This window comes from Streptomyces canarius (assembly GCF_014650735.1).
Taxonomy (GTDB): domain Bacteria; phylum Actinomycetota; class Actinomycetes; order Streptomycetales; family Streptomycetaceae; genus Streptomyces; species Streptomyces olivaceoviridis.
In genome coordinates, this window is sequence record NZ_BMVN01000006.1 from 112410 (window position 1) to 127902 (window position 15493).

Genomic DNA, 15493 nt, shown 5'->3' on the forward strand with positions numbered 1-15493 from the left:
TGGGAAGGTGATTCGGAAAGGATTTCTGATGGCTGACGAGGGTGAAGGATTCGAGTACGAAACACCCAAGATTCCCGCCCGTACCGCGTTCCGCCGTTTCTGGCCGCTGACGAAGGGGCTCAGGAAATGGCTGCTGGTCGTCTGGCTGTGCACCGTGCTCGCCGCGCTCGCGGAGACCGAGGCCATCCTGCTGTTCGGTGATCTCACCGACCACGCCCTCCAGCAGGGCTCGCTCGCCGCGTTCTGGAGCCCGGCCGTGAAGTGGCTGGGGATCGCGGTGGCCGGCGCGCTCGTCGCGTACGCGGGCAACTCGCTGGCCGCGTGGGCCACCGAGCGCTTCGTGATGCGGCTGCGCGAGCACGTCTTCGACCACGTCCAGCAACTGCCCCCGCACTTCTTCCAGCGGCACCGCCAGGGCGATCTGCTCTCCCGGCTGACCGGCGACGTCGAGGCGATCGAGACCATGGTCGTGTCCGGCCTGGTCGGCGCCGCCTCGGCGGCCTTCTCCGCCCTCTTCTACGCCGTGGCCGCGTTCTGGCTGCGCTGGGACCTGGCCGCCGCCACCTTCGTCCTCGCCCCCCTGTTCTGGCTGGCCGCCCGCCGCTTCTCCGGCTCCCTCAAGGACGTCTCCCGCGAGGGCCGGGTCGCCGACGGCGCGATCACCTCCGTGGTGGAGGAGTCCCTCGGCAACATCGTGCTCACCCAGGCGTACGACCGCCGGGACGCCGAGCGCCGCCGGCTGCGCGAGGAGGCGAACGCCTGGTTCCGCGCCTCCGTCCGCTCCACCCGTCTGAACGAGGCCTACGAGCAGCTGGTCCAGGTCATCGAGACGGTCTGCGTGCTCGCCGTGATCGGCATCGGCGCCTGGGAGATCTCCACCGGCCGGATGACCCTCGGCCAGCTCCTGGCCTTCGCCGCCTTCCTCGGCTACCTCTACCCGCCCGTCCGCGGCCTCGCCCAGCTCGGCCTCACGGTCACCGCGGCCACCGCCGGCGCCGAACGCCTCATCGAGATCCTGGACGTGCGCCCCTCGGTCACGGACCCCCGGCACCGCGCGGAGACGGGCCGCCCGGACGGCACGGTCGAGGTGCGGGACGTCTCCTTCCGCTACCCCGGCGCGGAGACGACCGCCCTGGAAGACCTCTCCTTCTCCGTCAGCCCCGGTGAGCTGGTGATCGTCACCGGTCCGAGCGGCGCGGGCAAGTCCACGGTGTCCAAGCTGCTGCTGCGCTTCTACGACCCGGACCGCGGAGAGGTCCTCCTGGACGGTGTACCCCTGCGGGACTTCCCGCTGGCCCGGCTGCGCGAGTACGTCACCCTGCTCCCGCAGGAGACCCTGGTGCTGCACGACACGGTGCGCGCCAACATCGCCTGCGGCCGGCCCGGCGCCAGTGACCAGGCGATCGAGGAGGCGGCGAAGGCGGCCGACGCCCACGACTTCGTCCTGCGGCTGCCCGACGGCTACGACACCCGGGTCGACCCCCACTCGGCCCGGCTCTCCGGCGGCCAGCTCCAGCGCCTGGCCATCGCCCGCGCCATCCTGCGCGACGCGCCCGTCCTGGTCCTGGACGAACCGACCACCGGCCTGGACGCGTTGGCCGCCCGCCGCGTCGTCAAACCCCTGCGCCGCCTGATGGCCGGCCGGACGACGATCATGATCACGCACGACCTCAACCTCGCTCCCGACGCCGACCGCGTCCTCGTCGTGGACCGGGGCCGCATCGTGGAGACCGGCCGCCACGACGAACTCCTCGCCCGGGGCGGTGCCTACGCCCGGCTGCACCGCTCGCAGAACAACGCGGTGCTGGACACGGGAGAGCTGCGCATGCCGCTGTGGGAGGAGCGGCGGACACCGGCGCCGGGGTACCCGTACGAGTACGGGCAGGGGCAGGGGCAGGGGCAGGGGCAGGGGTACGGGAACGGGTACGCGTACGGGCATGAGGCGTACGCCCAGACGCCCCCGGCGGCACACACCTCGGCGGTACACGCCCCGGCGGCCCACACCCCGTTGGCCCCGGCGCACGTCCCGTCGTACGGGGGCGCGGGACACGTGCCCTCGGCCCTGCCGGACGGCCGTCCGGCAGGGCCGTGACGAGGAGGCGTGGCCGGGCGGCTGATCCCAACATCCGGGACAGTTCCGTCAAGGGTTCACGCACCTGTCGGAGTCCATTACTCTGGACCTGGTAGTACATCGAGATGCACGAATCCGATCAAGCCCAGGACCGCTCGTGACCGCCCCACTCAGCAGCACCACGCCGACCCCGACCACCTCCGGTGACGGCAGGCGTCCCTCCGCCCCGCGCGGCCCGCTCCGCTCACTCGGCTCACTAGGGCCCGTCGGGCTGGTGCTGGCCGGTGGCATCTCGGTCCAGTTCGGCGGCGCGCTGGCGGTGACGCTGATGCCGAGGGCCGGCGCCCTGGGCGTCGTCACCCTGCGCCTGCTCGCGGCGGCCGTCGTCCTCCTGCTGGTCTGCCGGCCCCGGCTGCGCGGGCACTCCCGGGCCGACTGGGGCACGGTGATCGTCTTCGGCATCACCATGGGCGCGATGAACGGCCTGTTCTACGAAGCGGTCGCCCGTATCCCGCTGGGCCCGGCGGTCACCCTCGAAGTCCTCGGCCCCCTGGCCCTGTCCGTCGTGGCCTCCCGTCGCGCGATCAACGCCCTCTGGGCCGGCCTGGCCCTCGCCGGCGTCTTCCTGCTCGGCGGCGGAGGCTTCGGCAATCTGGACCCCACAGGTGTCGGCTTCGCCCTGGGTGCGGGCGCCATGTGGGCGTCCTACATAGTCTTCAGCGCCCGTACGGGCCGCCGCTTCCCGCAGGCGGACGGGCTGGCGCTGGCCATGGCGGTCGCGGCCCTCCTCTTCCTCCCCCTGGGCATCGCCGAGGCCGGCAGCCGGCTCCTGAACCCCACCACCGTCGCCCTCGGCTCGGCGGTGGCCCTGCTCTCCTCGGTCCTGCCCTACACCCTCGAACTGCTGGCCCTGCGCCGGCTGCCGGCCCCCACCTTCGCCATCCTCATGAGCCTGGAACCGGCCATCGCGGCCACGGCCGGCTTCCTGATCCTCGGCCAGTCCCTCACCCCCACCGAGGCCGCCGCGATCACCCTGGTCATCGCGGCGACGATCGGCGCGGTACGCACCCAGACGTCCCGGACGAAGTCCGGCCTGCGGGCACCGGAGGCCTGACGCCCGACGGCAGCCCGGTCCACGGGACCCGCTCACTCTGCGCGTTCCGCCCCTCTCCCGCACACTCCTGTGTGGGGCCTGAAGGGGCGAAGAAGGACGGAAGGCGGATCTCGTGACCGACGCTCGTGACACCGACACCAGCCCGCTGAGGGTCACCGCCCGGGGGCGGGCCGTCCTCGCCGACCCCCGGATCAACCGCGGTACCGCCTTCACCGAGGAGGAGCGCCGCGCCCTCGATCTCGTCGGACTGGTCCCGCCCCGCGTGCTCACCCAGGACGAGCAGGCCGAACGCGCCTACGGCCAGTTCCGGGACCAGGCGGGCGACCTGGCCAGGAGCGTCAACCTGACCGCGCTGCACGACCGCAACGAGGTGCTGTTCTACCGGCTCGTCGGCGACCACCTCGAAGAGATGCTGCCCATCGTCTACACCCCCACGGTGGGCACGGCGATCCGCCGCTACAGCACGGAGTACCGACGCCCGCGCGGGGTCTACCTCTCCGTGGACGCCCCCGGCGACATCGAACGCTCCCTGCGCGCGCACGGCCTCGGCGCCGACGACGTCGACCTGATCGTGGCCACCGACGGCGAGGGCATCCTCGGCATCGGCGACTGGGGCGTCGGCGGCATCGACATCGCCGTCGGCAAGCTCGCCGTCTACACGGCCGCCGCCGGCATCGACCCGCGCCGCACCCTGCCCGTCATGCTCGACGTCGGCACCAACCGCCAGGAACTCCTCGACAACCCCCTCTACCTCGGCAACCGCCACCCGCGCGCCGACCGCGACACCTACGACGCCTTCATCGACGCCTACGTCACCACCGCGACCCGGCTCTTCCCGCACGCCCTGCTGCACTGGGAGGACTTCGGCACCGCCAACGCCCGCCGCATCCTCGACCGCTACCGCGACCAGGTCTGCACCTTCAACGACGACATCCAGGGCACCGGCGCCGTCAACCTCGCCGCCGTCCTGTCCGGCGTCCGCGCCACCGGCACGCCCCTGCCCGAGCACCGGATCGTCGTCTTCGGCGCCGGTACCGCCGGCATCGGCGTCGCCGACCAGCTGCGCGACGCCCTGGTCGCCGAGGGCCTGTCCGCCGAGCAGGCCACCGCCCGCTTCTGGTGCGTGGACCGGTACGGCCTGCTCACCACGGACCAGGGCGACCAGCTCCGGGATGTCCAGAAGCCGTACGCCCGCCCCGCCGACGAGGTCGACGGCTGGCGCCGGGACGAGAACCTGCCCGGCATCCCGCTGGACGAGGTGGTCCGCCGGGTCCGCCCGACCATCCTGATCGGCACCTCCGGCCAGGGCGGCTCCTTCACGGAGGAACTCGTCCGCGAGATGGCCCGGCACACCGAACGCCCGATCATCCTGCCCATGTCCAACCCGACCGACCTCGCCGAGGCCACCCCCGCCGACCTGCTCGACTGGACGGGCGGCAAGGCCCTGGTGGCCACCGGCAGCCCCTTCGCCCCGGTCGAGCGGGACGGTACGACGTACGAGATCGGCCAGGCCAACAACGCGCTGGTCTTCCCCGGCCTCGGCCTCGGTGTGATCGTCGCCCGCGCCTCCCGCATCACCGACCGCATGCTCCGCGCGGCGGCCGACGCGGTGGCCCGCCGGACCGGTGACACGGAGGTCGCCCGCGCCGACGCGCCGGTCCTGCCGCCGATCCGCGACCTGCGCGCCACCTCGGAGGCGGTCGCCGTGGCCGTGGCCCGCACGGCGGTGCAGGAGGGCGTCGCCCGGGCCGGCCTGGACGACGTCGAGGCGGCGGTACGGGCGGCCCGGTGGGAGCCGGTGTACCCGCCGGTGGAAGCGGTGTGACCTTCAGGTCCGGGCGGAGTGACAGCCGATCCGCCCGGACCGCCCTCCCGCTGGCACCGGGCCCTGTCGGCTCGCCAATTCATGCAAGCACGCTTGATTGTTTCTTCCGTCGCTGCCATGCTCCCCCCATGGCCGACCCGACGCCCGTCATCGACGACCTGCGTGCCGAAAGCGGTGGACTCGACCAGCTCGTGGCCGACTTGAACCCTGCCCAGTGGGCCTGGCCCACCCCGGCACCCGGCTGGACCGTCGCCCACCAGATCGCGCACCTCGCCTGGACCGACCGCTCGGCCCTGCTGGCCGTCACCGACGCCGACGCCTTCCGGGCGCTGGTCGAGAAGGCGCTCGCCGCACCCGGCTCGTTCGTGGACGAGGGAGCGGAGGAGGGCGCCGTGCTCCCGCCCGCCGAACTGCTGGCGGCCTGGCGCGGCGGGCGCACCGCCCTCGACCGGGCCCTGCGCGACGCACCGGCCGGTGCCCGGTTCCCCTGGTACGGCCCGCCCATGTCCGCCGCCTCCATGGCCACGGCCCGGCTCATGGAGACCTGGGCCCACGGGCTGGACATCGCCGACGCTCTGGGTGTGGTGGGCCCACCCACCGACCGGCTCCGGCATGTGGCCCGGCTCGGGGTGCGGACCCGTGACTTCGCCTTCGGAGTGCACGGACTGACCCCGCCGGACGAGGAGTTCCGGGTGGAACTGACCGCGCCCTCCGGCGAGGTGTGGGCGTACGGCGACGAGCGCGCCGCCCAGCGCGTCACCGGCCCCGCCCTCGACTTCTGCCTCCTGGTCACCCAGCGCGCCCACCGGGACGACCTCGCGCTGACGGCCACCGGCCCGGACGCCGACCGCTGGCTCGACATCGCCCAGGCCTTCGCGGGCCCGCCCGGCACCGGCCGCCCGCCGAAGGGGACCGGCCGGTGAACCCGCTGCGCATCGGCAACTTCTCCGGCTTCTACGGCGACCGCGCCGACGCCCTGCGCGAGATGCTCACCGGCGGCGAGGTCGACGTCCTCACCGGTGACTACCTCGCCGAACTCACCATGCTCATCCTCGGCCGCGACCGGCTGAAGGACCCGGCCGCCGGGTACGCCCGCACCTTCCCGCGCCGGCTGGAGGACTGCCTGGGCCTCGCCCACGAACGCGGCGTGCGGATCGTCACCAACGCGGGCGGCCTCAACCCCGCCGGACTCGCCGACCGGATCCGGGAGCTGGCGGACCGGCTCGGCATCCCGGCGCGGGTCGCGCACGTCGAGGGCGACGACCTGACCGCAGCCCACCCGGGCGCCCTCGCCGCCCACGCCTATCTCGGCGGCTTCGGCATCGCCGCGTGCCTGCGGGCCGGCGCCGACGTGGTGGTCACCGGCCGGGTGACCGACGCGGCGCTCGTCACCGGCCCCGCCGCCGCCCACTTCGGATGGGGGCCGGCGGACCACGACCGGCTCGCCGGTGCCGTCGTCGCCGGGCACGTACTGGAGTGCGGGACCCAGGCCACGGGCGGCAACTACGCGTTCTTCGCCGAGGGGGACGTACGGCGTCCCGGCTTCCCGCTCGCCGAGATCCACGCCGACGGCACCAGCGTGATCACCAAGCACCCGGGCACCGGCGGCTTCGTGGACGTGGGCACGGTCACCGCGCAACTGCTGTACGAGACCGGCGGCGCCCGGTACGCCGGACCCGATGTCACCGCCCGGCTGGACACCGTACGGCTGAGCCAGGACGGGCCGGACCGGGTACGGATCGAGGGGGTGCGCGGGGAGGCGCCGCCGCCCACGCTCAAGGCCGGGGTCAACCGGCTCGGCGGCTTCCGCAACGAGGTCGTCTTCGTCCTCACCGGGCTGGACATCGAGGCCAAGGCGGCCCTGGTGCGGGAGCAGTTCGCCGACGCGCTCGCCAAGTCGCCGCCGCGGGAGGTCCGCTGGGAACTGGTGCGCACCGACCGGGCCGACGCGGACACCGAGGAGACGGCCAGCGCGTTGCTGCGGCTCGTCGTACGGGACCCGGACCAGCGGGTCGTGGGGCGGGCGCTCAGCGGGGCCGCCGTGGAGCTGGCCCTCGGCAGCTACCCGGGCTTCCATGTGCTGTCCCCACCCGGAAATGGCGCCCCCTATGGGGTCTTCGAGGATGTGTACGTGCCCCATGGGGACGTGGACCACAGGGCCGTCCTCCACGACGGACGCCGTGTCCCCGTGCCGCCGCCCCAGGACACCCGGCCCCTCGACGCCGTGGTGCCCCCGCCCCTTCCGGAACCCCTCCCGCCCGGCCCGACCCGCCGGGCGCCCCTCGGCCTGGTCGCCGGGGCACGCAGCGGGGACAAGGGCGGGAACGCCAACGTGGGGGTGTGGGCACGGTCGGACGAGGCCTGGCGGTGGCTCGCCCGCGCCCTGACCACCGACGCCTTCCGGCGGCTGCTGCCCGAGACCCGCGACCTGCCCGTCACCCGGCACGTGCTCCCGAACCTGCGCGCGCTCAACTTCGTCGTCGAGGGCGTCCTCGGCGCCGGCGTCGCCGCGCAGGCCCGCTTCGACCCGCAGGCCAAGGCCCTCGGTGAATGGCTGCGATCCCGCCACCTGGACATCCCGGAGACTCTGCTGTGACGGTTCTGCGGACCACTCTCGACCCCACCGCCCCCGACCACCGGGCCCACCGCGAAGCCATGCTCGCCAAGCTCGCCGAGCTGGAGGCCGAGCACGCCAAGGCGCTCGCGGGCGGCGGTGAGAAGTACGTCCAGCGGCACCGGGGGCGCGGCAAGCTGCTGCCCCGCGAGCGCATCGAGCTGCTGCTGGACCCCGACACCCCGTTCCTGGAGCTGTCGCCGCTGGCCGCCTGGGGCAGCGAGTACCCCGTCGGCGCCTCCCTCGTCACCGGGATCGGCGTGGTCGAGGGCGTGGAGTGCCTGATCACCGCCAACGACCCGACCGTGCGCGGCGGCGCCAGCAACCCGTGGAGCCTGAAGAAGGCCCTCCGGGCGAACGACATCGCGCTCGCCAACCGGCTGCCCTGCATCAGCCTGGTGGAGTCGGGTGGAGCCGATCTGCCCTCCCAGAAGGAGATCTTCATCCCCGGCGGCGCGATCTTCCGCGACCTCACCCGCCTCTCCGCCGCCGGCATCCCGACGATCGCCGTCGTCTTCGGCAACTCCACCGCCGGCGGCGCCTACATCCCCGGCATGTCCGACCACGTGATCATGGTCAAGGAGCGCGCGAAGGTGTTCCTCGGCGGGCCGCCGCTGGTGAAGATGGCGACCGGCGAGGAGAGCGACGACGAGTCGCTGGGCGGCGCCGAGATGCACGCGCGCGTGTCCGGCCTCGCCGACCACTTCGCCCTGGACGAGCCGGACGCGCTGCGCCAGGCCCGCCGGGTCGTGGCCCGCCTCAACCACCGGAAGGCCCACCCGGACCCCGGCCCGGCCGAGCCGCCCGCGTACGACCCGGAGGAGCTGCTGGGCATCGTCCCCGGGGACCTGAAGATCCCGTTCGACCCGCGCGAGGTCATCGCCCGGATCGTGGACGGCTCCGACTTCGACGAGTTCAAGCCGCTGTACGGCACCAGCCTGGTCACCGGCTGGGCGGCCCTGCACGGCTACCCCGTCGGCATCCTGGCCAACGCCCAGGGCGTCCTGTTCAGCGCCGAGTCGCAGAAGGCCGCCCAGTTCATCCAGCTCGCCAACCAGCGCGACATCCCGCTGCTCTTCCTGCACAACACCACCGGCTACATGGTCGGCAGGGAGTACGAGCAGGGCGGGATCATCAAGCACGGCGCGATGATGATCAACGCGGTCAGCAACAGCAGGGTCCCGCACCTGTCGGTCCTCATGGGCGCGTCGTACGGCGCCGGGCACTACGGCATGTGCGGCCGGGCCTACGACCCCCGCTTCCTGTTCGCCTGGCCCAGCGCCAAGTCCGCCGTCATGGGCCCGCAGCAGCTCGCCGGCGTGCTGTCGATCGTCGCGCGGCAGTCGGCGGCGGCCAAGGGACAGCCGTACGACGAGGACGCGGACGCGGCCCTGCGCGCCATGGTGGAGCAGCAGATCGAGTCCGAGTCGCTGCCCATGTTCCTGTCCGGGCGGCTGTACGACGACGGCGTCATCGACCCGCGCGACACCCGCACCGTCCTCGGCCTGTGCCTCTCCGCCCTGCACACCGCGCCCTACGAGGGCGCGCGCGGCGGCTTCGGCGTCTTCCGGATGTGAGGGATCCCGTGATTTCCAGTGTGCTCGTCGCCAACCGGGGCGAGATCGCCTGCCGTGTCTTCCGCACCTGCCGTGAGGCGGGAATCCGGACGGTCGCGGTGCACTCCGACGCCGACGCGAACGCGCTCCACGCGCGCGTGGCCGACACGGCGGTACGGCTGCCGGGCGCGGCACCCGCCGAGACGTACCTGCGCGGCGACCTGATCGTGAAGGCGGCCCTGGCGTCCGGCGCCGACGCCGTCCACCCCGGCTACGGCTTCCTCTCCGAGAACCCCGGCTTCGCCCGCGCCGTCCTCGACGCCGGCCTGGTCTGGATCGGCCCGCCCCCACAGGCCATCGAGGCCATGGCGTCCAAGACCCGCGCCAAGCGGCTCATGGGCCTCGCACCGCTCGACCCGGCCGCCGTCACCGGCGCCGACCTGCCCGTCCTGGTGAAGGCGGCGGCCGGCGGCGGGGGGCGCGGGATGCGGATCGTGCGCCGCCTGGACGAGTTGCCGGCCGCGCTGGAGGGCGCGCGCGCCGAGGCCGCGAGCGCCTTCGGCGACGGCGAGGTCTTCGTGGAGCCGTACCTCGAACACGGCCGCCACGTGGAGGTGCAGATCCTCGCCGACACCCACGGCACCGTCTGGCCGCTCGGCACCCGCGACTGCTCCCTCCAGCGCCGCCACCAGAAGGTCGTCGAGGAGGCCCCGGCGCCCGGACTCACCACGGCGCTCGCACAGGAACTGCGCACGCTGGCCGTGCGCGCCGCCCGCGCCGTCTCCTACGTCGGCGCGGGCACCGTCGAGTTCCTGGTCGCCGACGGCCGCGCCCACTTCCTGGAGATGAACACCCGCCTCCAGGTCGAACACCCCGTCACCGAGGCGGTCTTCGGCCTGGACCTGGTCGCGGAACAGATCCGGATCGCCGAGGGCCACGCCCTGGAGAGCGAGCCCCCGCGCGCGCGGGGCCACGCGGTCGAGGCCCGCCTCTACGCCGAGGACCCCGCCCGTGACTGGGCCCCCCAGACGGGCACCCTGCACCGCCTCGCCGTACCGGAGGGCGTCCGCCTGGACACGGGGTACACCGACGGCGACACCATCGGCGTCCACTACGACCCGATGCTCGCCAAGGTCGTCGCCCACGCCCCCACGCGCGCGGAGGCGGTCCGCAGGCTCGCGGGCGCGCTGGAGTCCGCCGCGGTCCACGGCCCGGTCACCAACCGCGACCTGCTCGTCCGCTCCCTGCGCCACCCCGAGTTCACGAGCGGACGCATGGACACCGGCTTCTACGACCGCCACCTCGACGCCCTGACCGAGCCCGCTTCCGACCCCCACGCCCCCTTGGCCGCGGCCCTCGCCGACGCCCACGGCCGCTCGCGCTTCGGCGGCTGGCGCAACGTCCCCTCCCAGCCGCAGGTGAAGCGGTACCGGATGGACGGCGAGGAGCACGAGGTCCGGTACCGGCACACGCGGGAGGGCCTGGCCGCCGACGGCGTCCGGGTCGTGCACGCGGACGCGGGTCTGGTGGTGCTCGAAGTGGACGGCGTGCGGCGGAGGTTCGAGGTCGCCCGGTACGGCGACCAGGTCCACGTCAACACCACCCGCCTCACCGCCCTGCCCCGCTTCCCCGACCCGGCGGACCAGCTCGCGCCGGGGTCCCTGGTGGCCCCGATGCCGGGCACGGTGGTCAGGATCGCCGAGGGTCTCACCGAAGGGGCAACGGTTCAGGCGGGCCAGGGACTCATCTGGTTGGAGGCGATGAAGATGCAGCACCAGATCTCGGCCCCGGCGGCGGGAACGCTCAGCACGCTGCATGCCAAACCCGGGCAGCAGGTGGAGCCCGGCATGGTGCTGGCGGTGGTGCAGCCGACCTGAGGGGCGCGGGGAACTGCGCGACCAGCCACCCACAACCCGCACGCGGAGGAATCGCATGACCACCCTCGTCGAATCCGAAGAACACAAGGCCCTACGGTCGGCGGTAGCCGCCCTCGGTAAGCGCTACGGCCGCGACTACCTCACCCGCACGGTCGCCGAGGGCAAGCCGCCCACCGAACTGTGGAGCGAGGCGGGAAAGCTCGGCTACCTCGGCGTCAACCTCCCTCAGGAGTACGGCGGCGGAGGCGGCGGCATAGCGGAACTGTCCATCGTGCTCGAAGAGCTGGGCGCCGCGGGCTCGCCGCTGCTCATGCTCGTCGTGTCACCCGCCATCTGCGGCACGGTGATCTCCCGCTTCGGCACGGAGGACCAGAAGCGGCAGTGGCTCCCCGGACTCGCCGACGGCACCCGCCTCATGGCCTTCGGGATCACCGAGCCCGACGCCGGCTCCAACAGCCACCGCATCACCACCACGGCCCGCAAGGACGGCGCCGACTGGCTGCTCACCGGCCGCAAGGTGTTCATCTCCGGGGTCGACATGGCCGACGCCGTGCTGATCGTCGGCCGCACCGAGGACGCCCGCACCGGACGCCTCAAGCCCTGCCTGTTCATCGTCCCGACGGACGCGGAGGGCTTCCAGAAACGCCCCATCGACATGGAACTCAACGCGGCCGAGAAGCAGTTCGAGCTGGTCCTGGACGACGTACGGCTGCCCGCCGGCGCACTTGTCGGTGGGGGCCCCTCCCACGCTTTCGGCAGTGGGGGAGAGGACGCGGGGCTCCTCCAGCTCTTCGCGGGACTCAACCCCGAGCGCGTCATGACCGCCGCGTTCGCCATCGGCATGGGCCGGTACGCGCTCGCCAAGGCCGTCGAGTACGCCCGCGACCGCACGGTGTGGAAGGCCCCCATCGGCGCCCACCAGGCCATCGCGCACCCCCTGGCGCAGGCGCACATCGACCTGGAGCTGGCCCGGCTGATGATGCAGAAGGCGGCCCATCTCTACGACGCCGGCGACGACATCGGCGCGGGCGAGGCCGCGAACATGGCCAAGTACGCGGCGGGCGAGGCCTGCGTGCGGGCCGTGGACCAGGCCGTGCACACCCTCGGCGGCAACGGGCTCACGCGCGAGTTCGGGCTCGCCTCGTTGATAACGGCCGCACGCGTGTCCCGTATCGCCCCGGTGAGCCGGGAGATGATTCTCAACTACGTCTCCCACCAGACCCTGGGCCTGCCCAAGTCGTACTAGGCGCCCTGTGCGAGGAGGAACCGTGTTCCGCAGCGAGTACGCAGACGTTCCGCCCGTGGAACTCCCCATCCACGAGGCCGTCCTGGGCCGGGCCGCCGCCTTCGGTGACCAGCCGGCCCTCATCGACGGCACGGACGGCACCACCCTCACGTACGAGCAGGTGGACCGGTTCCACCGGCGCCTGGCCGCCGCCCTCGCCGAGACGGGCGTCCGCAAGGGCGACGTCCTCGCCCTGCACAGCCCCAACACGATCGCGTTCCCCACCGCCTTCTACGCCGCCACGCGCGCGGGAGCCGCCGTCACCACCGTGCACCCGCTCGCCACCGCCGAGGAGTTCGCGGGGCAGCTCCGCGACAGCGCGGCCCGCTGGATCGTCACCGTCTCCCCGCTGCTTCAGACCGCCCGCCGGGCCGCCGAACTCGCGGGTGGCGTACGGGAGATCCTCGTGTGCGACAGCGCCCCCGGGCACCGCTCACTGACCGACCTGCTCGCCACCACCGCCCCCGAGCCGGAGACCGGCATCGACCCGGCCGAGGACGTCGCCGCGCTGCCGTACTCCTCCGGCACCACCGGCACCCCCAAGGGCGTCATGCTCACCCACCGGCAGATCGCCACCAACCTCGCCCAGCTGGAGCCCGCCGTCCCGGCCGGACCGGGCGACCGCATCCTCGCCGTCCTGCCGTTCTTCCACATCTACGGCCTCACCGCCCTGATGAACGCGCCTCTGCGCAACGGCGCCACGGTCGTCGTCCTGCCGCGCTTCGAACTGGAGACGTTCCTCGCCGCGATCGAGAAGCACCGCATCACCGGCCTGTACGTGGCCCCGCCGATCGTCCTCGCCCTCGCCAAGCACCCGGCGGTCAGCCGCTACGACCTCTCCTCGCTGAAGTACGTCATCAGCGCCGCCGCCCCGCTGGACGCCCGGCTCGCCGTCGCCTGCGCCGAGCGCCTGGGCCTGCCCCCGATCGGCCAGGCGTACGGCATGACCGAACTGTCCCCCGGCACCCATGTCGTCCCCCTGGACCGGCTGCGCGAGGCCCCCTCCGGCACGGTCGGCAGGCTCGTCGCCGGCACCGAGATGCGGATCGTCTCCCTGGACGACCCCGGCGAGGACCTCCGCACCGGCGAGTCCGGCGAGATCCTGATCCGGGGCCCCCAGGTGATGAAGGGCTACCTGGGCCGCCCCGACGCCACCGCCGCGATGATCGACGCCGACGGCTGGCTGCGCACCGGGGACATCGGGTACGTCGACGCCGGCGGCTGGCTGTTCGTGGTCGACCGGGTGAAGGAACTGATCAAGTACAAGGGCTTCCAGGTGGCCCCCGCCGAACTGGAGGCGCTCCTGCTCACCCACCCGGACGTCGCCGACGCGGCCGTCATCGGCGCGTACGACGAGGACGGCAACGAGGTCCCGCACGCCTTCGTCGTCCGCGCCCCCACCGCCGACGGCCTGACCGAGAACGACGTCCTGCGGTACGTCACCGAACGTGTCGCCCCGTACAAGCGGGTCCGCCGGGTCACCTTCGTCGACACCGTCCCCCGCGCCACCTCCGGCAAGATCCTGCGCCGACAGCTCAGGGAGCACACATGACGGATCCGACCGCACTGATCGGGCGCACGCGCGCGCGTGCCGTCGAGACCCTCAGCCTGGACTCCGCCGGCACCCGCAACGCCCTGTCCGCCGCGCTCGTCACGGAACTCGCCGAGGCCCTGACCGACTGCGCCGAGGACCCGGGCGTACGGGCCGTGGTCCTCACCCACACCGGTACGACGTTCTGCGCGGGCGCCGACCTGCGCGACCCGCCCGACCCCGACGCCCTGGTGGCCCTGCTCCGGCAGATCGTGGAGCTGCCCCGCCCCGTCGTCGCCCGTGTCACCGGCCATGTCCGCGCCGGCGGCCTCGGCCTGCTCGCCGCCTGCGACATCGCCGCCGCCTCCACCGGCGCCACCTTCGCCTTCACCGAGGTGCGCATCGGCGTCGCCCCCGCCGTGATCTCCTTGCCGGTGATCCCGCGCGCCGACCCCCGCGCCCTGGCCCGCTACTACCTCACCGGCGAGCGCTTCGGCCCGGCCGAGGCCGTGCGCCTGGGCCTGCTGACGGTGACGGCGGACGACGTCGACGACGCCCTGGCCCCCGTCCTGGACGGCCTGCGCCGCTCCTCCCCGCAGGCCCTGGCCGAGACGAAACGGCTGCTCACGGCTAGGGTGCTGGAGACATTCGACCGGGACGCGGCCGAGCTGACCGCGCTCTCGGCCCGGCTGTTCTCCTCCCCCCGGGCCCGGGAGGGGATGACGGCCTTCCTGGAAAGACGTGATGCGGCATGGGTGGTGTGAGTACGACGGAACGGGAGCGCGTGCCCAAGCAGGACCGCAGCCGGGCCACCCGGCAGCGGCTCCTGGAAGCCGCCGTGGCCTGCCTCGCCGAGCGCGGCTGGGCGGGCTCCACGGTCGCCGTCGTGGCCGAGCGGGCCGGTGTCTCCCGGGGCGCCGCCCAGCACCACTTCCCGACCAGGGAAGACCTCTTCACCGCCGCCGTCGAGTACGTCTCCGAGGAACGCTCCCTCGCGCTGCGGGCCCTGTTCCCGGACGGCGCCGCCGACCGCCGGGCCGTCGTGTCCGCCCTCGTCGACCTCTACACCGGCCCCCTGTTCCGGGCCGCCCTGCACCTGTGGGTCGCCGCCTCCGACGAGGAACAACTGCGCCCCCGCGTGACCGAGCTGGAGGCCCGGGTCGGCCGCGAGACCCACCGCATCGCCGTCGACCTCCTGGGCGCCGACGAGTCCCGCCCCGGCGTCCGCGAAACCGTCCAGGGCCTGCTGGACATGGCCCGGGGCCTGGGCCTCGCCAACCTCCTCACCGACGACACCGCCCGCCGTGAACGGGTCGTCGCCCAGTGGGCGGCGCTGCTGGAGGAGGCGCTGGGCTGAGGCCGGGCCCGGCCGCACCGGTCCTGCGTACCGGGTCCGGGATCGTGCCGGGGGGCCACCGCGGGGGCGCGTTACCCTTGGCCCATGCTTCCGATGCTCGTTCGCCGCCGCCACGTGGACTACGTGCGCGTCACGAGCATGGGCTGTCGGCACCTCTCCGCCTGACCAGCCCCCTTCTCTCTCTTCCTCCCTTTTTCCGGCACCCGGGGGCCGCCACCACCCCTCGGCGGTCACCCCTGCCCCGTACACCCCGCGGACGCATC

At 73.5% G+C, this 15493-nt stretch carries 11 protein-coding genes; all 11 read left to right on the forward strand.

The genetic code is table 11. The features are described 5' to 3' along the window. The first annotated feature begins 28 nt into the window (after positions 1–28). The 11 genes from IE294_RS11275 (at position 29) to IE294_RS11325 (ending at position 15230) form a co-directional block, all read left to right on the forward strand. A complete protein-coding gene (locus IE294_RS11275; RefSeq protein ID WP_229917128.1) occupies positions 29–2092 on the forward strand; it encodes an ABC transporter ATP-binding protein in 2064 nt (687 codons plus the stop codon). Positions 2093–2228: 136 nt separating this feature from the next. Then, entirely contained in the window at positions 2229–3185 is a 957-nt protein-coding gene (locus IE294_RS11280) for an EamA family transporter (RefSeq protein WP_189884890.1), read from the forward strand. Between the two features lie 112 nt (positions 3186–3297). Then, positions 3298–5010, forward strand: a complete 1713-nt coding sequence (locus IE294_RS11285) for an NAD-dependent malic enzyme (RefSeq protein WP_189884892.1) — start codon at positions 3298–3300, stop codon at positions 5008–5010. A 128-nt stretch (positions 5011–5138) separates the two neighbouring features. Next, entirely contained in the window at positions 5139–5933 is a 795-nt protein-coding gene (locus IE294_RS11290) for a TIGR03084 family metal-binding protein (RefSeq protein ID WP_189884894.1), read from the forward strand. Continuing rightward, positions 5930–7606, forward strand: a complete 1677-nt coding sequence (locus IE294_RS11295; protein WP_189884895.1) for an acyclic terpene utilization AtuA family protein — start codon at positions 5930–5932, stop codon at positions 7604–7606. Before IE294_RS11290 ends, IE294_RS11295 begins: the two co-directional genes overlap by 4 nt. After that, positions 7603–9201 (forward strand): acyl-CoA carboxylase subunit beta, encoded by a 1599-nt coding sequence (locus tag IE294_RS11300; protein ID WP_189884897.1) that lies wholly within the window; start codon positions 7603–7605, stop codon positions 9199–9201. Before IE294_RS11295 ends, IE294_RS11300 begins: the two co-directional genes overlap by 4 nt. Before the next feature lie 8 nt (positions 9202–9209). Beyond that, positions 9210–11057, forward strand: a complete 1848-nt coding sequence (locus IE294_RS11305) for an ATP-binding protein (protein WP_189884899.1) — start codon at positions 9210–9212, stop codon at positions 11055–11057. Positions 11058–11112: 55 nt separating this feature from the next. Further along, positions 11113–12303 (forward strand): acyl-CoA dehydrogenase family protein, encoded by a 1191-nt coding sequence (locus IE294_RS11310; RefSeq protein ID WP_189884901.1) that lies wholly within the window; start codon positions 11113–11115, stop codon positions 12301–12303. Between the two features lie 22 nt (positions 12304–12325). Next, complete coding sequence (locus tag IE294_RS11315) at positions 12326–13894, forward strand: 4-coumarate--CoA ligase family protein (RefSeq protein ID WP_189884903.1); 1569 nt, start codon at positions 12326–12328, stop codon at positions 13892–13894. Continuing rightward, entirely contained in the window at positions 13891–14637 is a 747-nt protein-coding gene (locus tag IE294_RS11320; RefSeq protein ID WP_189884905.1) for an enoyl-CoA hydratase family protein, read from the forward strand. The genes IE294_RS11315 and IE294_RS11320 overlap by 4 nt, the downstream gene beginning before the upstream one ends. After that, positions 14625–15230, forward strand: coding sequence for a TetR/AcrR family transcriptional regulator (locus tag IE294_RS11325; protein ID WP_014673352.1), 606 nt, complete (start codon positions 14625–14627; stop codon positions 15228–15230). Before IE294_RS11320 ends, IE294_RS11325 begins: the two co-directional genes overlap by 13 nt. The last annotated feature ends 263 nt before the right edge of the window (positions 15231–15493 follow it).